The organism is Conexibacter sp. S30A1 (genome assembly GCF_023330665.1).
Lineage (GTDB): Bacteria > Actinomycetota > Thermoleophilia > Solirubrobacterales > Solirubrobacteraceae > Palsa-465.
Map to the genome: position 1 here is coordinate 180150 of NZ_CP097127.1, position 20919 is coordinate 201068.

The following is a 20919-nucleotide window of genomic DNA, read 5'->3' on the forward strand; positions in this document are numbered from 1 at the left end:
AATCTCTAACCTCCCGGCCAGGATGAGCGAGCACCACTACGACCCGCGTGCGATCGAGGCCAAGTGGCAGGCCGTGTGGGCGGCCGAGCGCACCTGGGAGGTGACCAACGACCCAGGAGGCGATAAGGCCTACGTGGTCGAGATGCTCCCCTACCCAAGCGGCGAGCCGCACATTGGCCACATGAAGAACTACGCGATCGGCGACGCGATCGCCCACCACAAGCGCCGTACCGGCCACCGCGTGCTGCATCCGATGGGCTATGACTCCTTCGGTCTGCCGGCCGAGAACAACGCGATCAAGACCGGGGTGCACCCGCGGATCGCGACCGAGCGCTCGATCGACTCCTTCCGCCGCGCCTTCCGTTCCTGGGGGGTCTCGATCGATTGGTCGCGCGAGCTCGCAAGCCACGAGCCCGCCTACTACCGCTGGACGCAGTGGATCTTCCTCAAGCTCTATGAGCGCGGGCTCGCCAACCGCCGCGAGTCGGCGGTCAACTGGTGCCCCAACGACCAGACCGTGCTCGCCAACGAGCAGGTGGTGGATGGCCGCTGCGAGCGCTGCGGTGCCGAGGTCGAGCTGCGCCAGCTGGAGCAGTGGTTCCTGCGCATCACCGACTACGCGCAGCGGCTGCTGGACGATCTGGACACGATCGACTGGCCGGAGCACGTCAAGACGATGCAGCGCAACTGGATCGGGCGCAGCGCCGGCGCCGAGGTTCACTTCCGCTGCCAGGCGCTGGGGATCGACTACCCGGTCTTCACCACACGCCCCGACACGCTCTTCGGCGCAACCTTCTTCGTGATGGCGCCTGAGCATCCGGACGTGCTCAGGCTGGCCGCCGGTACGCCCGCCGAGGCGCAGGTGCGCGACTACGTAAATCACGCCCTCACCGAGTCCGCGCAGGAGCGCGGCGACCAGGAGAAGACCAAGACGGGCGTCTTCCTCGGCCGCACGGTCACCAATCCGGTCACCGGCGAGGAGATCCCGATGTACGTCGCCGACTACGTGCTGATGGAGTACGGCACCGGCGCGATCATGGCCGTGCCCGCCCACGACGAGCGCGACTTCGCCTTCGCACGCGCCTACGGCCTGCCGATCCGCCAGGTGGTCGCGCCCGCCGACGGCTCCAAGCCGCCCGCCGATCAGGCCTACGTGACCAAGGCAGACGACGCGCGGCTCGTCAACTCCGGCGACTTTGACGGCCTCACCCCGCGCGAGGGCTTTGAGCGCATCGTCGCCTGGCTCGAGCGCGAGGGCATCGGCCGCGCCGCGGTCAGCTTCCGGCTGCGCGACTGGCTGATCTCGCGCCAGCGCTACTGGGGCTGCCCGATCCCGATCGTCTACTGCGAAGACTGCGGCATCGTGGCGGTGCCTGAGGATCAGCTGCCCGTGGAGCTGCCCGAGATCGAGGACTACCAGCCACGCGGCCGCTCGCCGCTGGCCGCCGCCGAGCAGTGGGTCAACACCACCTGCCCGGCCTGCGGCGGCCCCGCCCGTCGTGAGACCGACACGATGGACACGTTCGTGGACTCGAGCTGGTATTTCCTGCGCTACTGCGACGCCCGCAACGACAAGGCCGCCTGGGACCCGGCCGCGCTGCGTCAGTGGATGAGCGTCGACCAGTACATCGGCGGCGTCGAGCACGCGATCCTGCACCTGCTCTACGCGCGCTTCTTCGTCAAGGTGTTCGCCGATATGGGCCTGCTCGACGTGCAGGAGCCCTTCCAGTCGCTCTTCACGCAGGGCATGATCCTCGGCCCCGACGGCCAGAAGATGTCCAAGTCGCGTGGCAACGTGATCCCGCCGACCCCGCTGATCGAGCGCCACGGCGCCGACGCGGTGCGCGCCTACATCCTCAACATGGGCCCGCCCGACCAGGACGCAGCCTGGAACGACAGCGCCCTGCAGGGCACGCACCGGCTGCTCATGCGGCTTTACACGCTCGGCTCGCAGCTTGCCGCTGACGCCGGTGGCCCGCTGGCCACCGGCGTCGCCCAGCCCGCGGCGCCCAGCGGCGATGCGCTCACGCTGGTACGCAAGGCCAACTGGGCGATCGAGCGCGTGAGCAGCGAGTTTCACGGCCGCTTCGGCTTCCACAACGCGATCGCCGCGGTGACCGAGCTGGTCAACGAGCTCTACCGCCTGCCCGACGCCGATCCCGCGGCGCGACGCTTTGCGGTGGCGACCGCGGCGTCGCTCATCTTCCCGTTTGCGCCTCACACCGGCGCCGAGGTCTACGAGCTCCTCAGCGGCCAGCGCGTGTGGGAGCAGCCGTGGCCGACAGCTGACCCCGAGATGCTGACGGCTGAGACCTTCGAGCTGGTATGCCAGGTCAACGGCCGTTTGCGCGACCGCGTCACGGCGCCCAGCGGCGCGCAACGCGAGCAGCTCGAGCAGCTCGCGCTGCGGGCTCCGGGCCTGAGGGCGCACCTGGACGGGCACGAGATCGTCAAGGTCGTGGTCGTCCCCGGCAAACTCGTAAACGTCGTGGTCAGATAACCGTGCATGCTGCCGCGAAACCGTATGTCGCGGTGATCGGCGCCTCGCAGGCCACGGCGGCCGACCTCGAGGACGCGCGTGAGGTCGGCCGGCTGCTCGGCGAGGCGGGGGCGGTGGTGGTCTGCGGCGGGCGCGGCGGCGTTATGGCCGCCGCCTCTCGTGGGGCCGCTGAGGCGGGCGGCATGGTGGTGGGCATGCTCCCCGGCGACGGGCGCGAGGATGCCAACGAGTGGGTCACGGTGGCGATCCCGACCGGCCTGGGCGAGCTGCGCAACGGGCTGATCATCCGCAGCGCCGACGCCGTGATCGCGGTCGGCGGTGCCTATGGGACGCTGTCTGAGATAGCGCTGGCGCTGCAGGCGGGGCTGAGCGTCCAGGGGCTCCACAGCTGGGATATAGAGGGTGTCGACGCCGTGGGCTCACCGCAGGCGGCGGTTGCTGCCGCGCTGGCCGCCGGACGTGGTCGCACCGGGCAGCAGGGCTGAGGCGGTGCCTTCGTTCAAGCCTGCCTATCTGATCCACGGCGACGACCACGGCCGCATCGCTGAGCGCCGCGCCCGGCTGCGCGATCTGGCGCAGCGGGAGGGTGGCGCGCAGGGGCTCGAGCTCTTCGAGGGCGAGCGGGCGACGCCGGAGATGGTTGCGGCGGCGCTTGACGCGATGACCTTCGCGATCGGCAGACGGTTTCTGATCGTCGAGGGCGTGGAGCGCTGGAAGGACCGGGAGCTCGAACCGCTCGAGGCGGCGCTGGCGCGGCTCGATGGCGATACGACGGTCGCTTTCTTCGCGCGCGAGGATGGCCGCATGAAGGCGCCGCCCCGCCTGCATAAGGCGGTGCGCAGAGCTGGCGGCGACGTTGCCGCCGAGCAGTCGCTCAACGCCAGGGAGCTGCCCAGGTGGGCGGTCGCGCAGGCCCGCGCCCTGGGCTTGGAGCTGACTCCGGAGGCGGCCCGAGCGCTGGTGGCGCACGTGGGCGAGCGCCAGCAGCGGCTGCTGCGCGAGCTCGAGAAGCTTGCGCTTGACCTGCCGCCGGGCGCTGCGCTGGACGTCGAGACGGTTGGTGAGCTGACCGCTGCCTCGGCGCAGCAGCGGGCCTGGGCGCTGGCCGACACGTTGCTCTCGGGCGATGGCGCCGCGGCGACGCGGATGCTGCTGGCGCTGCGCGCCCAGGGCGAGCGGTTGCCGGGCCTGATCTATTGGATGAGCTCGCGCCTGCGGCAGGCCGCTCGTGCGGCCACCGAACTCGAGCGCGGCGCCTCGCAGGCGGAGGTCCGCTCAGCGCTGCGGATGCCGTCGGCGGCCGCCGACCGGCTGATCGCCGACGCTCGCCGGATGGGCGCCGAGCGTCTGGCTGACGCGGTCTGCCGGATCGCCGATCTGGAGCTCGCCTCGCGTGGCACGAGTGCGGCGGCCGACGAAACCGTGGCGCTGCTGACGATCCGCCAGATCGCGCGTTAGCTGGCTGCGCCGCTGCGGCGCACACGTGCGGCGCGCGACTTCTTGCGCGCGCCGTTGTTGCGGTGCAGCGCGCCGCGCTTGACGGCCTTGTCGATCGTCTGCACGAGCGTGCGGTGCTCGCTCTCGGCGGCGGTCTCGTCGCCTGCCGCCACAGCCGCCTCGAGCCGGCGGAAATAGGTCCTGATGCGCGAGGTATAGCGGCGGTTTTCGTCGCGTTCGCGCAGCGCCCGCTCGATGCGCTTCTTCTGTGAGTGAATGTTGGCCATGGGCGGGGCCGTACTATAGCGGCCCTTGGCCGCTGCCGATCACACCCCTCGCAGCCGTGTGTCCACCAACACCGCGATCTTCGCGTCAGCAACCCTGATCTCGCGAATCGCGGGGCTGCTGCGGGACGCGATCGCGCTCGCGATCTACGGAACCGGGCTCGCCGCCTCCGCTTTCACGATCGCCTCGCAGATCCCCAACCTGATGACCAACCTGTTCGCGCAGGCGGCGCTCTCGGCGGCCTTTGTGCCCGTGTTCACGCGCCTTTTGCAGGAGGGGCGCAGGCGCGAGGCCTTCCGCCTGGCAAGCAGCATGTTCTGGATCGTGCTGATCGTCCTCGGCGCGATCACGGTCGTAGGCATCGGCCTGGCGGGCCTGCTGCTGCCGCTGCTGTCTGGCAAGAACTTCGCGGGTGCCACCGCCGCCACGCTAACCCAGATCATGCTCCCGGTCGTCGTGTTCCTGGCGATGACGAGCGTGCTCACGGGTGTGCTGCAGTCCTACGACCACTTCGCGATCCCGGCACTCGCCCCGATCGTCTGGAACATCGTGATCATCCTCACGGTCGTGCTCCTGCACAGCCATCTGGGGCGCCACGGAATCTACGCCTACGCGATCGGCTGGCTGGCGGCGACGATCGTGCAGTTTCTGTTGATCTTCTGGGGGCTGCGGCGGATCGACTTCCGGCTCACGCCGCACATCGACTGGCACGACCCGCGGATCCGCGAGGTCTTTGTGCTGATGCTGCCGGTCACGGTCGGGCTCGGGATCATCAACCTCGACGCGCTGATCAACTCCAGCCTGGGCGCGCTGGTCTCGCCGGACGGTCCGCGCGCGATTCAGGCGGCCTTTCTGCTCTACATGATGCCTCAGGGCGTGTTCAGCGTGGCGGTGGCGACGGTCCTTTTCCCGACGCTGAGCCGGCAGGCCACGCGCCGCGACCCACGGACGATGCGGGCGACGATCGGCAACGGCATGCGCCAGATCAACCTGCTCTTGATCCCGTCTGCTGCCGGGTTGATGATGCTGGGTCGGCCGATCATACGGCTGCTCTTCGAGCACGGTCAGTTCCGCGCACTGTCGCTCGACCTCACCTCCACGGCGCTCTTCTGGTTTGCCTGGAGCCTGCCGTTCGCGGGGATCAACCTGTTGCTCACTCGCACCTTCTTCGCCCTGCGGCGGCCGTGGATCCCGGCCAAGCTGGCGGTGCTCAACCTGGCTGTGGACGTCGTGGTCAGCCTCAGCCTCTACCGGCCACTCGGGATCGCCGGGCTGGTGATCGGCACCGCCGCGGCCAACATGGTCATGGCCGTGCTGCAGCTGCGCCGCCTGCGGATCGGCTTCAACGGCAACCTCGAGCTCGGGCGTACGACGATGATCACGGCGAGGATCCTGGTCGCATCGATCATCACCGGTGCGGTCGCCCGACTCGTGTGGGCTGGGCTCAACAGCATCGTCGGTATCTCGGTGCCAGGTCAGCTCGTCTCCGTCGGTGGCGCTGTGCTGGCGGCCGGCGCCTTCTACCTCTGGGCCGTGAGCCACATGCGCATTGCCGAGTGGCGGCAGATCGAGGTGATGCTCGCGCGGCGGCTTGGTCGTGTATGAGCCGGTCTCCGACCGTCTAGGCTTCGCGCCGTGTTGAGCATCGCTGTCTTGACCGGTCCGTGGCCACGGCTGGGTTTGGTGGTCGCGGCCGCCTGTGCGGCGACCGCGATCCTCGCGCGCAGCGACGAGCGGCGTGCCTGGGCGATGCTAGGCGCGCTGGTGCTGGCACCGGTGCTCCTGCTGGTCGACGTCTGGCATTCGCCGCAGCTCGGTTTCGTGCACCGGCACCCACTCGAGGCGGTGATCGGTGCGCTGGTGGCGCTGGCCGTGCTGGGCGTCGCCGCCTGGGCGATCCACCGTGTCCCGTGGCTGGTCGCACCGCTCACCGCGCTGACGGTCCCGTTCCGGATCCCGATCGCCTCCGGCGGCACCACCAACAACCTGCTGGTGCCGCTCTACTTCGTGATCGCCGCCTCGGCGCTCGGGTGGCTGGTGCCGGTGCTGTGGCGCGCCCGGGTCACGCGGTCGGGGCCGGCGAGCGCGGCCGGGCCGCAGCGCCCGCCGCGGCTGCTGTTCGAGAAGCTGCTTGCCGCCTACGTCGTGCTCTACGCGCTGCAGTCGCTCTATTCGCCCGCCACCGGCGCGCCGGCGGGCTTCGTCAAGGCGCTGCAGAACGAGGTCTTCTTCTACCTGCCGTTCGCGCTGCTCTTGGCGCGGCTGCGCGACCTGCAGTGGAGCCGCAGGCTGCTGTTGCAGTGCCTGGCTGTCACGCTCACGCTGGCTGTGGCGTTCTCGTTTGTCGGCTACGTCGAGGAGATCACCAAGCACCTGATCCTCAGCTCCAAGCTCGTGCTCTCGAACTCGCTGCACGCCTACTTCACGGTCAACTCCGTGTTCTTTGACCCCAACATCTTCGGTCGCTACCTCGCGCTGGCGATGCTGCTGGCGACGACCGTGCTGCTCTACGACGAGCGCGTGCGGGTGCAGCTCGGCTCGATCGCGTTGCTCGCGATCATGTGGACCTGCCTGGTGTTCACGCTGTCGCGCTCCAGCCTGGTGGCGCTGGCGGCCGGCATGGCGGTGCTGGCGGCGATGCGCTGGCGGGCGCGCCCGGTGATCTACCTGGGCCTGGTGGTGGTGGTCATCGGCGGCGCGGTTGTTGTGACCCATCCCAGCAAGTTCGGGCTGCAGAATTTCAATCTGGCCTCCGGCGGGCGGGCCAACCTGATCACCGGTGGGGTACAGCTCTTCCTCGACAGACCGTTGACCGGCTTTGGCTCCGGTTCGTTCACCACCGAGTACAAGCACCACTTCCCGGGTCCCGCCGCTTCGGTTTCGGACTCCCACAACATCGCGATCACGATCGGTGCCGAGCAGGGCATCATCGGTGAGCTGCTCTACCTGGCGCTGCTGGTCGCCGCCGCCGTCGCGCTCTTCCGGGGCGCCCGCGGTGACCCGTACCGGATCGCGGTCGCGGCGGCGTTCGTGGCGCTGGTCTTGCACACGATGCTCTACGCCGACTTTCTGGAGGACCCGGTCACCTGGACGCTGCTCGCGGTCGGCGGCGCGCTGGCCGCGACGGCGAGCGCACGTTCCACGCGCGACACTGGGATTCAGCACGATCTGCGGGCGGTAGCGTGAGCGCCGTCGCGCCGCGCCTGCTGTTCGTGAAGAGCCGGCGGGCGAGTTTCATCGAGCTCGACGAGAGTCTGCTGGCCGAACGCTACGACGTGCATGAGCTCTACCAGCCGGGCCACTTCGGTGATCCGCGCCGGGTGCTCCGGGAGGTGCTGGCCGCGGATGTGATCGTCGGCTGGTGGGCGTCCTGGCACACATTTGCGCCGTTCACGCTCGCCTGGCTTCTGCGCCGGCCGACGCTGTTGATCGTCGGCGGCTTTGACACGGCTGCCGAGCCCGCGTTCGGCTACGGCTACCAGCTCGGCGGCGCGCGCGCTGTGCTCAGCCGCTTCATCATGCGCCGCGCCCGCATCCTGATGACCAACTCCGAGTATTCGCGCCAGGAACTCCGGCGCAACGCCGGCATCGCCCCGGAGCAGGTGCGCGTGCTCTACCACGGTATTCCGGACCGTTACGGGAGCGCGGCGGAGGGTCGGCCCGGCCGGCTTGCACCCGGCGGGCGGCCGTTGGCGCTGAGTGTCGGGGTGGTCGATTCCGCGAACCTGGCCCGCAAGGGGCTGAGTGCCTTTGTGGCGGCCGCCGCGCACGTGCCCGAGGTCGACTTCGTGCTCGCCGGCAAGATCGTCGGGGACGCCGGCAGCCAGTTGCGTCGCGTCGCGAGCGCCAACGTCCGCCTGACCGGTTGGCTTGAGCAGGAGGAGCTCGACGAGCTCTTCGAGCGCGCGGATGTATACGTTCAGGCCTCTCGCCACGAGGGTTTCGGGGTGGCGTTGGCTGAGGCGATGCTCGCCCGCTGCGTCCCGGTCGCGACGCGTGCCGGAGCGCTGCCGGAGGTTGTCGGCGAGACCGGCGTGCTGCTCGCAGACGATGATCCGCGCACGATCGCGCTGGGTGTGCGTGAGGCGCTGCACCTGGACAGCGGCGAGGCGGCTCGCGAGCGTGTGCTCGCGAGCTTCAGCGTCGAGCAGCGCCGCGCCGGGCTGTTTGCGTTGCTCGATGAGCTGACGGTGACGAGCCGTCCTTAGCCGTTGGCGCGCGCCTACTCTTGGTGAGCCGTATGGACCAGGCCCACATCCGCAACTTCTCAATCATCGCGCACATCGACCACGGCAAGTCGACGCTTGCTGACCGCATCCTGGAACTGACCCACACCGTGGACCCGCGGCTGATGCGCGCGCAGCTCTTGGACTCGATGGAGCTCGAGCGCGAGCGCGGCATCACCATCAAGGCGCAGGCGGTGCGCGTCTTCTACACCTCTTCGCTTGACGGCGAGACCTACCAGCTGCACCTGATTGACACGCCCGGCCACGTCGACTTCACCTACGAGGTTTCGCGTTCACTGGCCGCCTGCGAGGGCGCGCTGCTGGTGGTCGACGCCAGTCAGGGCGTGGAGGCGCAGACGGTCGCCAACACGTATCTCGCGGTGGAGGCAGGGCTGGAGCTGATCCCCTGCATGAACAAGCTCGACCTGCCCGGCGCCGAGCCCGAGCGTGTCGCGGCTGAGATCGCCGACCTGCTCGGTGAGCCGCCACAGGACGTGCGTCGCATCAGCGCCAAGACCGGTGAGGGCGTCACGGAGGTTCTCGATGAGCTGATCGCTCGCGTGCCGGCACCGTCCGGCGACCCGGACGGGCCACCGCGGGCGCTGATCTTCGACTCCGAGTTTGACCAGTACCGCGGCGTGGTCGCCTACATCAGGGTCGTCGACGGAACCTTCCGCAAGGGCGAGGCGATCCTGGCGATGCAGGCTGGCACCACCGCCGAGATCGACGACATCGGCTTCTTCAGCCCGCAGATGATCTCGGCACAGGCACTCGGCCCGGGGGAGGTCGGGTTCGTCATCACGGGGCTCAAGGAGGTGACCGCGCTGCGTGTCGGTGACACGCTCACGAGCGCCCGCCGACCCGCCACGCAGGCGCTGCCGGGCTACCGCGAGGTCAAGCCGATGGTCTTCTGCGGGCTGTACCCGATCGACTCCGATGACTACCCGGACCTGCGCGACGCGCTCGAGAAGCTGACGCTCAACGACGCCGCGCTCTCCTGGCAGCCCGAGACCTCCGATGCGCTCGGCTTCGGCTTCCGCTGCGGCTTCTTGGGGCTGTTGCACATGGACATCGTGCGTGAGCGGCTCGAGCGCGAGTACGACCTGGACCTGATGATGACGATGCCGAGCGTTGAATATGAGGTCACGCTCACCGACGAGACGCTGCTGCGCGTGCACAGCGCCGCCGACATGCCTGATCCCAGCCGCGTCAAGCAGATCCGTGAGCCCTACATCCGCGCTCAGGTGCTGACCCCCAAGGAGTACGTGGGCACGATCATGGAGCTCTGCCAGGAGCGCCGTGGCGAGCATGTGGGCATGCACTACCTGTCCGCCGAGCGCGTGCAGCTCACCTACGACCTGCCGTTGGCGGAGATCGTTCTTGACTTCTTCGACCAGCTCAAATCCCGCACGCGCGGATATGCGTCGTTTGACTACGAGATCACCGGCCTGCGCGAGTCGGACCTGGTCAAGCTCGATATCCTGCTGGCGGGCGACCCGGTCGACGCGCTGGCGATGCTCGTGCACCGTTCCAAGGCCGACATGCTCGGTCGCACGATGGCCGAGAAGCTCAAGGAGAAGATCCCGCGTCAGCAGTTCGACGTGCCGATTCAGGCGGCCATCGGCTCGCGTATCCTCGCCCGCGAGACCGTCAAGGCCTACCGCAAGGACGTGGTGGCAAAGTGCTACGGCGGCGACATCAGCCGCAAGCGCAAGCTGCTCGAGGCACAGAAGAAGGGCAAGAAGCGGATGAAGCAGATCGGCCGCGTCGAGGTGCCCCAGGAAGCGTTCCTCGCGGTGCTGGAGATCGGTGACAGCCAGCATCAGTGAGTTCCCGCACCGGCGGGCGCCCGCTGGCGCTCGCCGGTGGCTGTCATGGGCCGCCACCGCGCTGGTCCTGGCGGTGGCCGCGGCGCTGATCGCCAACGCCGCTCAGGCGCGTCCCGCCTACGACGCCATGGGCTTTCTGGTCTGGGGTCAGCAGGCGCTGCACCTGAGCCTGAACCTCAACGGTGCCCCCTCCTGGAAGCCGCTGCCCTTCCTGGCCACGGCGCCCTACGCCCTGTTCGGGCGCGCGGCGCAGGAGCACCTGTGGACGGCCACCTCCGTGTTCGGCTCGTTGGTGGCGGTGGCGCTCGCCGGTCACCTCGCCTACCGTCTGGCGCCGCGGGTTCGCGGACGTGCCTGGGCCCGACTCGTGGGCGCCCTGTTTGCCGCATATGGCGTGGCGACGATGGGTGGGTTTTTCTACCTGGCGTTGATCGCGAACTCCGACCAGATCGTGGTGGCGCTGCTATTGGGGGCGATCGAGTGCCACGTCGCCGGGCGACGGAAGGCGGCGCTTGCGTTGCTCTGGCTGGCGACGCTCGGACGCCCCGAGGCCTTTGTGTTCCTGGCGCTCTACGCCGCCTGGTGCTGGCGCGAGCGCGCCCTGGCGCTGCAGCCCATGACGGTGGCGCTGCTGAGCGCGCCCGCGATCTGGTTCTTCGTGCCATTGTTCACCTCTAAGTACCTGCTGCAGCCCAGCCAGTTCGCGCTCGGCCAGGCGACCGCGATCCACGGCAACAAGCTGATCGGCGTCTTTGACCGTCTGCGCACGCTGACCGCACTCCCGCTGCAGCTTGCTGCGCTCGCCACGATTCTTGTCGGCCTGACGCGCCGTCAGCGCCCGGTGATCTGGCTGACGGCCGCGGCGCTCCTGTGGTCGCTGATCGAGCTCGGCTTCGCGCTGCACGGCTTCTCGGCGGTGCAGCGCTACCTGATCGAACCGGCTGCGGTGCTGATGGTGCTGGTCGGCATCGGTGTGGCCACGGCGCTCAGCAGCACACGCCGGCCGCTGTTCGGGCTCGCGCTGGTGGCGGTGGTGGCGCTGATCGTTTCGCTGCAGCCGTTCACACGCACCACCTCACGCTACGACCACGCGCTGATCTCCCAGGCGCACACCGATGCGGGCGTGCTGCACCGACTGGCCGCGCTGATCACCGCCGACGGCGGCGCGCGGCGCCTCAGGGCCTGCGGCCGTCCGTACAGCACGCTCGGCTACCAGAGCACGGTCGCCTGGTATCTGGGCCTGAACGTCGGCTCGGTCTACTTCGACCCCCGCTCCGCCGGACGCTCTCACCAGCCTGCGGTGCTGATCGTGCCCGACGGTCTCGGCTGGCGGATCCGCGTGCTGCACCCCGCGCGCGCCGACGCCACCGCCTGCCGGCGGCTCGACCGGTCCGTGTCGGCATAGCCCGACCGCCGCAGCTGTCTGCCACACTCTCGCCGGATGTCCGTCCCAAGCGACAAGGTCGGCAAGCGCTACCCGCCGCTCACCTACGCCGTGGGTCGCGAGAAGATTCGCGAGTACGCTGCCGCGACCGGGTTTGAGCACCCGCTGCATCACGACCTTGACACGGCCCGCGCAGCCGGCTACGCCGACCTGCTGGCGCCACCGATGTTCGTGGTGGTCTACTGCGCGAGCCTGTTTCAGGCCGCGCTCTTTGACCCCGAGCTCGAGATCGACTTTGCCCATCTGGTGCATGGCGGCCAGGCGTTCAGCTGGCAGCAGCCGGTGCTCGCCGGTGATGAGATCACCACCACCCTGACCGTCAAGGACATCAGCGAGCGCGCCGGCCTGCGGTTTGACACCTTCGAAACGGTGTCCGTGAACCAGCGCGGCGAGCGGACCGCCGTCGGGACCTGGTCGACGATCATTCGCGGCGAGGAGCATTAGCGACGATGGGGCTCGAAGTCGGCGAACAGTTCGAGTTGCGTGTCACCCCGGACCGCTACACAACCGTCCGCTATGCGGGCGCCTCAGGGGACTTCAACCCGATCCACATCGACGAGCAGTTCGCGCTGTCGGTCGGCCTGCCGGGGCGGATCCTGCACGGCCTGTGGTCGATGGCACAGGTGGCACGCGCCGCCACCGATGCGGCCGGCGGTGACCCGCTGGCGCTCACCGAGCTGAGCGTCCAGTTTCGCGGCATGGGCCGGCTCGAGCAGGAGATCGTCGTCAGTGGCGAGGTGCAGGCGGTGAGCGACGCGCGGGCGCGCGTCAAGCTCGAGGCGCGCCAGGGTGACACGCGCCTGGTCCGCAACGCGCAGGCCGAGCTGCTGCTCCGCTGAGCCGCCGCCGGGCGCTCCTAGAATCACCTGGTGATGCTGAGCGAACGCCAAGAGATGGTTTTGCGCAGGGTTGTCGAGGACTACCTCGCCGACGGCCAGCCCGTCGGCTCCAAGGCACTTGCCGCCGACTTTGAGTGGGGGCCGTCCACAATCCGGCACGAGCTCGCCCAGCTGGAGGCGGAGGGTCTGCTCCAGCACCCGCACACATCCGCGGGACGGGTTCCGACCGAGTCCGGCTACCGCTACTTCGTTGACCGCCTGCTGCCCGCCGGTGCGCCGCAGCCGCCGCTCGAGCTTTCGCTTGTGCGGCGCGAACTCGACGAGGCGATGCGAGTCACGACCGAGACCCTCTCTCAGGTGACCAGCCTGCTCGCGATCGTCACCGCGCCCGCGATCGAGACCGCGACGATCCGCCACATCGAGGTGCTCACGCTGCAGCCGCAGGTCCTGATGGTGGTCGTCATCACCTCCGCGGGTGGTGTCACCAAGCGCCTTTTCAGCTTCGATCAACCGGTCGACACCGGGCTCGCCGATTGGGCCAGCGCCTACCTCAACGAGCGGCTGGTGGGCACCGGGCTCGGTGCCCGCAGGCTGATGCAGCGGCTGTTGGACCCGACACTGGCCCGCGCCGAGCGGGACTTCCTGACGGCGCTCGCGCCTGCCTTCACCGACCTCTCCGACGCATCCCAGGACTGCGTTTACATCGATGGCACCGCGCACCTGCTCGAGCTCGACCGCGGCGGCGATATCACCGAGTTGAACGCGCTGATGGACATGCTCGAGCGCCGCGTGGCGATGCTCGGCCTGTTACGTGAGGCGCTCGGCGGTCGGTCGGTGAGCGTTCGTATCGGGGCCGAGAACCGCCAGCCCGCGCTGCAGTCGCTGGCTCTGGTGGCGGCCGGCTACGGACTGCCGCAGCGCAACCTCGGGACCGTGTCGGTGATCGGACCGCTGCGCATGGACTACCCGCGTGTGATCGGCGTCGTGCGCGACGCCGCCAACCAGCTGTCGCGCTTCGTCAGCGAGGTCTACGACGAGCGATGAGCCAGGCACCAACCAGACGGGATTACTACGACGTCCTCGGCGTGCCACGCGACGCCGATGACGCCACGATCAAGAAGGCTTTCCGGCGGCTCGCGCGGGAGCTGCACCCGGACGTGAACAAGGATGACCCCGCCGCCGAGGAGAAGTTCAAGGAGGCGGCCGAGGCCTACGAGGTGCTGTCTGACGCAGAGCGCCGGGCGACGTATGACCGCTACGGGCACGAGGGGCTGCGCAGCGGTGGCTACGCCCCCAACTTCGAGAGCTTCGGATCGATGTCGGACCTCTTCGAGGCGTTCTTCGGCGGCGGTCTGGGCGGAGCCTTCGGCGGTGGCCGCAGCGGCCCGATCCAGGGTGCCGACATCCAGGTCAGCGCCGAGGTGTCGCTTGTCGAGGCGGCCCATGGTGCGCCCGTCGAGCTGAGCTTCGACGCGGTGGTGACCTGCGAGCACTGTCACGGAAACGGCGCGGAGCCCGGAACGCCGATCGAGACCTGCCCGAAGTGTCAGGGCACCGGGACGCTGCGCACGGTGGCGCGGACACTCATCGGCCAGGTCATGAGCACCACCACCTGCGACCAGTGCGGCGGCGAGGGTAAGGTCGCGGTCAGCCCCTGCCAAACCTGCCACGGCCGCGGGCGCGTGAGCGCGAACCAGAAGGTCTCTGTGGACATTCCGGCCGGTATCGCGGACGGCCAGCGCATCCGAGTCAGCGGTCGCGGCCACGCGGGTGAGCGCGGCGGCCCGCCGGGCGACCTCTACGTCCTGGTGCGAGTGCGCGAGGACCAGCGCTTCGTGCGCGATGGCGACGACCTGGTGACCGCCGTGGACATCTCTGGGCCGCAGGCGGCACTCGGCGTCCATGTCGAGGTTCCCACCCTTGACGGAGCCCAGCCGCTCGAGGTGCCGGCCGGCACCCAACCGCACGACACGCTTGTGCTGCGCGGCCAGGGCATGCCGTCGCTGCGCGGTCGCCGCCACGGCGACCTGCGGGTGGTGATCAACGTGGTCACGCCGCGCAACCTGAGCCATGCGCAGCGCAAGCTCTTCGAGCAGCTCAGCGAAAGCCTCACCGAGGAGAACCTGCACAGCGACGAGGGCGTCTTCGCGAAGCTGCGCCGCGCCCTGCACCACAGGTAGCCCGCCGTGCGCAGGCTCGGGGTGCGCGTGCGGCGCGCCGACGCCGAGCTGGTGCTGGCCGCGCTGCTCGAGCTCGCACCCGCCGGCCTCGAGGAAACCGACCTCAACGCCCAGACAGTGGAGTATGCGTTCTATGGCAGCGGTGAAGAGCTGCCCAGCGACGGCGATCTGCGTCGGCTCCTCGGCGGTGCCCTGGTCGGACTCGAGCACAGCGAGCTGGCAGATGACTGGGCGGTGCGCTGGCGGGAGTTCCACCGGCCGCTGGTGCTCGGGGACCGGCTCAGCGTCCGTCCGCCCTGGGAGCCGGCACCGGCCACCGCGCTCGATCTGGTGATCGATCCAGGACAGGCATTCGGCACCGGTGCCCATGCCACCACCCGCCTGTGCCTGGAGCTGCTGCTCGACCGCAGGCCTGCCGCCGGCCGCCAGGGGCCCGGCGTGATCGACCTCGGCTGCGGCTCCGGCGTGCTCGCGATCGCCGCCGCCAGGCTCGGCCACCTCCCGGTGCTGGCCCTGGACAACGACCCGCTCGCGGTCGCGGCGACCGCGGAGAACGCCGCCGTCAATGGGGTTGCCGAGCTGATCGCGGTGCGGCACTTCGATCTGCTGAGCGAGCCGGTGCCGCCTGCTCCGCTGGTGCTTGCCAACCTGCTCGCGCCGCTGCTGCTCGCCTGGGCCCGAGCGATGCCGGGGCCAGAGCACGCTGAGATCATCGCCAGCGGCCTGCTCGAGCACGAGGCCGAACCGGTCAGTGGCGCCTTTGCCCAGCGCGGCTACCGCGAGCGGCAGCGGCTGGTGCGCGACGGCTGGGCGGCGCTGCTGTTACAGGCGCCGGGCCGCCCCGATCCGACCGCTGGATAGCCGCGAAGGCCAACATTCTGGCCCGTTGGCCACTGTGGATGGCGTGTCTGCGGGCGATCATTGTCGACGTGGAGTGCATCACAGGCACACGCTCAGGAGGTGTCAGGAAGGGCTGCTGAAGTCCTCCGCGATCCGTCAATCCCTCGGTGGCCAACCTCTGGGCGGCACCGCTCTCCAGCCAAAGCCTCGTCCCGGCGTCACGCAAGAGCTCTCTCTCCTCTCTCAGCGTGCCGAGGCGAGGATCAGCTCAAGCGGCGTCCAACTGCCAGAGGTTCGGGGGATGGCGGATCGCGGCGGGGCGCCGTCAGCCCCACGTCCTATCCTTTGAGCACAGTTGAGCATTCTCGAACAGGTGCGTCAGGACGTCATCCGCGCCATGAAGGCGGGGGAGCGTGATGTCGCGTCCGCGCTCCGCCTGCTGGTCTCGGAGCTGCAGCGTGATGCGAAGGAGGGCAGCGGGGACGAGATCGCGGTGTTGCGCCGCGAGCACAAGCGCAGGCTGGAGGCGGCCACGCAGTTTCAGCGCGCCAACCGGCCGGAGCTTGCACAGCAGGAAGAGGCCGAAGCGGTGATGATCGCGCGCTACCTGCCACCCGAGCTGACCGACGCGCAGCTCAGTGAGCTGGTCGAAACAGCAGTCAGCGAGACCGGCGCCACGGGGCTCCCCGACCTGGGTCCGGTGATGAGGTTGGTGATGGACCGGGCCGGTGGTCTGGTGGACGGCAAGCGGGCTTCGGCGGCGGTCAGAGCCGCGCTGAGCGGCACGAGCAGATAGGGACGGACTGGTCCGATGCGCACGCAGATCGAGTTGGACAACGCTGTGGCCGCCGAGCTGGCCGGTAGCGGCGACGCGATCCTGCGGGCGCTCGCCGAGCAGATCGACTGCGACCTTTACCTGCGCGGGAATCTGGTGACCCTGGACGGCGAGCCGCAGGCGGTCGCGGCCGCGCAGGACGTGGTCCGGCAGCTGAGCGGCCTGGTGGCCCAGGGGCATGAGCTGGCTCCCGCCACGGTCGAGTCGGTCGTGCGCGCACTCGCGTTGCAGGAGGACCCCGGCGCGATCCTCGACGATGTGATCTGGCGCGGTCGGGCACTCAAGGTGGCACCCAAGACCGTCCATCAGAAGCGCTACGTGGATTCGATCCGCACCAACACGATCACCTTCGGGATCGGGCCGGCCGGTACCGGCAAGACGTTCCTTGCGGTCGCACTCGCGGCCGCTGCGCTCGCGCGCCGCGAGGTCAGCCGCATCATTCTGACGCGCCCGGCGGTCGAGGCGGGGGAGCGGCTTGGGTTCCTGCCAGGCGACCTGATGGCGAAGGTTGATCCCTACCTGCGGCCCCTGTTTGACGCGCTGCACGACATGCTCGAGGCGGACAAGTTCAGCCAGCATTTGGAGCGCGGCGTGATTGAGGTGGCGCCGCTCGCGTTCATGCGCGGTCGCACTCTCAACGACAGCTTCATCATCCTCGACGAGGCTCAGAACACCACCCCGGAGCAGATGAAGATGTTCCTGACCCGGCTGGGGATGCACTCGAAGGTCGTGGTGACCGGCGACGTCACGCAGGTTGACCTGCCCCGCGACCAAACCTCGGGCCTGAGCGCTGCAGCGGAGATTCTCGACGGCATCGAGGACATCGGCTTCATCCGCTTCGGTGAGGAGGATGTGGTGCGCCACAAGCTGGTGCGCCGGATCGTCGCTGCCTACGACGAGCACGCGCAGCGCCTGGCTCCGGAGCTGCGTTCGGCCCGGCGTGCCTGATGAGCGACGAGCCGCTGGACATTGAGGTGATCGGTGCGGACGTGCTCGCCGCCGGCGCGCCGACGGCGCTCGAGGTGCGCGAGCTCTGTGTGCTGGCGCTCGCCTCGGCCGGGATCGACAGCGGTCACATGGCGGTCGAGTTCGTCGATGCCGAGCGCATCCGTGAGCTCAACCGGCGCTTTCGGGCGATCGATGAGCCCACCGACGTGCTCTCCTTTGGCGTGGACGAGGATGGCGCGAGCGCCGGACCACGCGAGCTCGGCGACATCTTCATCTGCCCACAGCACACCGTCGATCTGCGCGAGGCCGTGGTGCACGGCGCGCTGCACCTCACCGGCATGGATCACGAGACCGACGACGGCGAGATGCTCGCGCTCCAGGCCGAGCTGATGCGCTGGGTGCGATGAGCGCCACGACCGACAGCGCCGAGCACGCCACCCGTGCCGGGTTCATCGCGCTGGCTGGCCGACCGAACGTCGGCAAGTCGACGCTGACCAACGCGCTCGTGGGCAGCAAGGTGGCGATCGTCTCCGACAAGCCGCAGACCACCCGCAGGGCGATCCGCGCGGTGGCCGGCGGTCCCGACTGGCAACTCGTGCTCGTGGACCTGCCCGGGGTTCAGCGCCCCCGGGACGCGCTCACCGAGCGGATGCAGCGCCGCGTCGAGTCCGAGCTCGCAGGTGCCGACGGCGCGCTCATGGTCTTCAACGCCGAGCAGGGGATCGGCCCCGGGGATCGCTTCATCGCCGGGCTGCTCGAGCGTTCGCCGGTACCGGTTGTGATCGCGGTCAACAAGCTCGACCTGGTCGACCGCGCACGCGCTGTGGCCGTGCTGCAGGCTGCCGAGCAACTGGGGGTCGCCGAATCCATCTTCCCGATCAGCGCCCGCACGGGCAGCGGCGTGCAGGAGCTGCTCACCCACCTCGTCTCACTGCTGCCGCCCGGACACTTCTACTACGAGCCCGAGCAGCGCTCCGACCAGTCACAGGCCGTTCTGCTCGCCGAGCTGGTCCGCGAGCAGATCCTGATGCGCACCCGCGAAGAGGTCCCGCACGCGGTCGAGGTCGAGGTCGAGTCGATCTCCCAAGATGATGGTCTGGTGCGGATCGAGGCGGTGGCGCTGGTCGAGACCGAGTCGCAGAAGGGCATTCTGATCGGTTCCGGCGGACAAATGATCAAGGCGATTGGTGTTGGGGCGCGCCGCGCAATTGAGCGTGAGCTCGGCGGCCGCGTGCATCTGGCGCTGCAGGTGCGGGTGCGTCGCCACTGGCGTGGCGACGAGCGCGTGCTCGATCGGCTGGGGATCGAGTAGGTGATGGCGGTCGCAGACCCGGACCCTGAGCCGCTGCGGCGCCAGGACGCGCTCGACGCCGAGTTCAGACGCGTCGAGGTGGACATCTATCTGACCACGGCCGGTGTCGTCGAGCAGGCCGGCGCACTCGAACAGCGGGCGGCCGAAGCGAACCTGATCTCGCGCGTGCGGCGCGCACAGCTGTTGCGCTCGGACGCGATTGGGCGTCGTGGCCAGGTGGAGCAGGCGCTGCGGCTGCAGATGGGGCTGCTCACCGAGGCTGAGCTGGACGCTGACCGCATGATCTGCGCGCGCGCGCAATGTATGCTCGCAGCCACCTACGACCGCCTGGCCGAAGCCGGCAAGGCGCTGCTCGCCGCCGAGGAGGCCGTCAAGCTGCTCGCGCCCGGAGACCCGCCGCACTGGCAGGCGGAGCACATGATGACGCTCGCGGTCTGCACCTCCTACTGGCGCCAGGGAACCGTCGATTACACGACCTTCGACGAGGCGGTCAGGCTTGCGCGCGTGGCTGACGAGCCGGTCCTGCTGCTGGCGACGCTCAACAACTACGCCTACACGGCGTTGGAGCACCCCGGGCACCCCGAGCACCGTGGCGCCGGCGTGGCGATGGTGTACGAGATGCGCCGGCTGATCGATGAACGCCTCGGTGGCCGCTGCCCGTCGGCGTGGCTTGACACGATCGCCGTCGGCCTGCTTGAGGCGGGCGAGCTCGACGCCGCCGCCGAGGTGAGCGCACGGGCCGTCAGCGCCGCCCCAATCGACCTGGTGGAGCCCTCCGCCAGGTCGCTCTGCATCCTCACACAGGCCAAGATCGAGCGCGCGCGGGGCAACCGCGAGGCTGCCCACGAGCGGGCGCTTGAGGCTGCGGCGCTGGCACGCGATTCGGGCGTCAGTGAGGCCATCGCGCCAACGCTCGACGAGCTCTCCGAGCTGGCGGCGCTCGACGGTGACTACAAGCTCGCCTACGAGCGCCTGCGTGAGCGAAACCGGCTGCTTGATCGTCATCGCAGTGACCGCAGCGAGCTGCACGCGGTCACGCTGCAGGCGATCTACGCCGTCGAGGTCGAGCGCCAGCAGCGGCTGGCGCTGGAGGCGTTGGCCGACACCGACCCGCTGACCGGTCTCTACAACCGTCGCTATATGGCCCGGCGCCTGAGTGAGCTCGCCGGCGAGCCGTTGACGCTTGCGCTCATCGACCTCGACCACTTCAAGGTGATCAACGATCGCTTCGGACACGACGCGGGCGACGCGGTGCTTCAGGAGCTCGCCGGGATCCTGCGCGCGCACGTCGAGCAAGTCGGCGGCGATGGGGGCTTCGCGGCGCGGATCGGTGGCGAGGAGTTTCTGCTCGTCCTGCCACGGCTGCAAGCCGAGGTGGTGGCAGCCTGCTGCGAGCAGCTGCGGGCCCAGGTTGCAGGCTGGGATTGGCCCGCGGCCGGGCGGCAGGTCAACCTGACGATCAGCGTTGGCGTCGCGATCGAGCGCGGCGGCGCTGGCAGCGAGCCCTCGGGCATGCTGAGCCGTGCGGACGCGAAGCTCTATGACGCCAAGCGCGCGGGTCGTAACCGCGTCGCCATGGAACGGCCGCGCTGAGGCGCGGGCCCATAGACTCTGCGATCATGGTCGCTTCAGAGCTTGATTTCGGCGCGGATGGCCTGCTCCCGTGCATCATCCAGGATTGGCGAAGCGGTGAGGTTCTGACGCTCGCCTACATGAACGCCGAAGCTTTCGAGCTCACGCAGCGCACCGGCGAGATGCACCTGTTCAGTCGCTCACGGCAGGAGCTCTGGCACAAGGGCGCCACCTCGGGCAACGTCCAGCGCCTTCGTGCGCTGCGCTACGACTGTGACGCCGACGCCCTGCTCGCGCTCGTGGAGCCGGCCGGTCCCGCCTGTCACACCGGCGCGCGCTCCTGCTTCTACCGGGGTGAGCCCGAGCCCGGCGCGCCGCGCACACAGGCACCATTCGAGGTGCTGCCCGGGCTTGAGCGCACCGTCGCCGAGCGGCGCGCCGCCGCTCCCTCCGGCTCCTACACGGCGACGCTGCTGGCCGACCCGGTCCACATCGGCGAGAAGGTGCAGGAGGAGGCTGAGGAGGTGGCACGCGCGGCGCGGGAAGAGAGCGACGAACGCGTCGCCAACGAGGCCGCCGACGTGCTCTACCACCTGACGGTGCTGCTGGCGAGCCGCTCCCTGACCCTGGCGGACGCCGAGCGCGTGCTCGACGAGCGCCGCGCCTGAAGCC

20 protein-coding genes are annotated in these 20919 nt (G+C 69.4%); 19 read left to right on the forward strand and 1 reads right to left on the reverse strand.

Features of this window, described 5'->3' with window-relative positions; translation table 11 throughout:
* Positions 1–22: 22 nt before the first annotated feature.
* Genes leuS through holA form a run of 3 tightly spaced genes read left to right on the forward strand, consistent with a single transcriptional unit; the run spans position 23 to position 3958 of the window.
* Positions 23–2500 (forward strand): leucine--tRNA ligase, encoded by a 2478-nt coding sequence (gene leuS, locus M3M54_RS00895; protein WP_249020309.1) that lies wholly within the window; start codon positions 23–25, stop codon positions 2498–2500.
* 2 nt (positions 2501–2502) lie between these two features.
* The gene (locus M3M54_RS00900) at positions 2503–2985 is read left to right on the forward strand and encodes a TIGR00725 family protein (RefSeq protein ID WP_249020310.1); all 483 of its coding nucleotides are present in this window, start codon (positions 2503–2505) and stop codon (positions 2983–2985) included.
* 4 nt (positions 2986–2989) lie between these two features.
* The gene (gene holA / locus M3M54_RS00905; RefSeq protein WP_249020311.1) at positions 2990–3958 is read left to right on the forward strand and encodes a DNA polymerase III subunit delta; all 969 of its coding nucleotides are present in this window, start codon (positions 2990–2992) and stop codon (positions 3956–3958) included.
* On the opposite strand, the gene rpsT is transcribed toward holA, so the two are convergent.
* Positions 3955–4224, reverse strand: coding sequence for a 30S ribosomal protein S20 (gene rpsT / locus M3M54_RS00910; protein ID WP_249020312.1), 270 nt, complete (start codon positions 4222–4224; stop codon positions 3955–3957). The two genes, holA and rpsT, sit on opposite strands and share 4 nt — an antisense overlap.
* A 58-nt stretch (positions 4225–4282) precedes the next feature.
* Here rpsT and murJ point away from each other — a divergent pair, with 58 nt between their 5' ends.
* The 16 genes from murJ to hisIE all read left to right on the forward strand — a co-directional run bounded on the left by murJ (position 4283) and on the right by hisIE (position 20915).
* Entirely contained in the window at positions 4283–5827 is a 1545-nt protein-coding gene (gene murJ / locus M3M54_RS00915; protein ID WP_249020313.1) for a murein biosynthesis integral membrane protein MurJ, read from the forward strand.
* 33 nt (positions 5828–5860) lie between these two features.
* On the forward strand, positions 5861–7408 hold the full coding sequence (locus tag M3M54_RS00920; RefSeq protein WP_249020314.1) for an O-antigen ligase: 1548 nt from the start codon (positions 5861–5863) through the stop codon (positions 7406–7408).
* Complete coding sequence (locus M3M54_RS00925; RefSeq protein ID WP_249020315.1) at positions 7405–8430, forward strand: glycosyltransferase family 4 protein; 1026 nt, start codon at positions 7405–7407, stop codon at positions 8428–8430. Before M3M54_RS00920 ends, M3M54_RS00925 begins: the two co-directional genes overlap by 4 nt.
* Positions 8431–8462: 32 nt before the next feature.
* Positions 8463–10277, forward strand: a complete 1815-nt coding sequence (gene lepA / locus M3M54_RS00930; protein WP_249020316.1) for a translation elongation factor 4 — start codon at positions 8463–8465, stop codon at positions 10275–10277.
* Positions 10258–11682, forward strand: coding sequence for a hypothetical protein (locus tag M3M54_RS00935; protein WP_249020317.1), 1425 nt, complete (start codon positions 10258–10260; stop codon positions 11680–11682). The genes lepA and M3M54_RS00935 overlap by 20 nt, the downstream gene beginning before the upstream one ends.
* A 36-nt stretch (positions 11683–11718) precedes the next feature.
* The gene (locus M3M54_RS00940) at positions 11719–12165 is read left to right on the forward strand and encodes a MaoC family dehydratase N-terminal domain-containing protein (RefSeq protein ID WP_249020318.1); all 447 of its coding nucleotides are present in this window, start codon (positions 11719–11721) and stop codon (positions 12163–12165) included.
* A gap of 5 nt (positions 12166–12170) precedes the next feature.
* Entirely contained in the window at positions 12171–12560 is a 390-nt protein-coding gene (locus M3M54_RS00945) for a MaoC/PaaZ C-terminal domain-containing protein (protein ID WP_249020319.1), read from the forward strand.
* 33 nt (positions 12561–12593) lie between these two features.
* Entirely contained in the window at positions 12594–13604 is a 1011-nt protein-coding gene (gene hrcA, locus M3M54_RS00950) for a heat-inducible transcriptional repressor HrcA (protein WP_249020320.1), read from the forward strand.
* Positions 13601–14740: a molecular chaperone DnaJ gene (dnaJ, locus tag M3M54_RS00955; RefSeq protein WP_249020321.1), complete on the forward strand. Its 1140-nt coding sequence runs from the start codon at positions 13601–13603 to the stop codon at positions 14738–14740. Before hrcA ends, dnaJ begins: the two co-directional genes overlap by 4 nt.
* Positions 14741–14746: 6 nt before the next feature.
* On the forward strand, positions 14747–15601 hold the full coding sequence (locus M3M54_RS00960) for a 50S ribosomal protein L11 methyltransferase (protein WP_249020322.1): 855 nt from the start codon (positions 14747–14749) through the stop codon (positions 15599–15601).
* Positions 15602–15935: 334 nt separating this feature from the next.
* Positions 15936–16376 (forward strand): GatB/YqeY domain-containing protein, encoded by a 441-nt coding sequence (locus M3M54_RS00965; RefSeq protein WP_249020323.1) that lies wholly within the window; start codon positions 15936–15938, stop codon positions 16374–16376.
* Between the two features lie 15 nt (positions 16377–16391).
* A complete protein-coding gene (locus M3M54_RS00970) occupies positions 16392–17363 on the forward strand; it encodes a PhoH family protein (protein WP_249020324.1) in 972 nt (323 codons plus the stop codon).
* Positions 17363–17770 carry an rRNA maturation RNase YbeY gene (gene ybeY, locus M3M54_RS00975; protein ID WP_249020325.1) on the forward strand — a complete coding sequence of 136 codons (408 nt, stop codon included), beginning with the start codon at positions 17363–17365 and terminating at the stop codon, positions 17768–17770. The genes M3M54_RS00970 and ybeY overlap by 1 nt, the downstream gene beginning before the upstream one ends.
* Positions 17767–18675, forward strand: a complete 909-nt coding sequence (era, locus tag M3M54_RS00980; RefSeq protein WP_249020326.1) for a GTPase Era — start codon at positions 17767–17769, stop codon at positions 18673–18675. The genes ybeY and era overlap by 4 nt, the downstream gene beginning before the upstream one ends.
* Positions 18676–18678: 3 nt before the next feature.
* Positions 18679–20268 carry a diguanylate cyclase gene (locus tag M3M54_RS00985; protein ID WP_249020327.1) on the forward strand — a complete coding sequence of 530 codons (1590 nt, stop codon included), beginning with the start codon at positions 18679–18681 and terminating at the stop codon, positions 20266–20268.
* A gap of 23 nt (positions 20269–20291) precedes the next feature.
* The gene (gene hisIE / locus M3M54_RS00990; protein ID WP_371878630.1) at positions 20292–20915 is read left to right on the forward strand and encodes a bifunctional phosphoribosyl-AMP cyclohydrolase/phosphoribosyl-ATP diphosphatase HisIE; all 624 of its coding nucleotides are present in this window, start codon (positions 20292–20294) and stop codon (positions 20913–20915) included.
* The last annotated feature ends 4 nt before the right edge of the window (positions 20916–20919 follow it).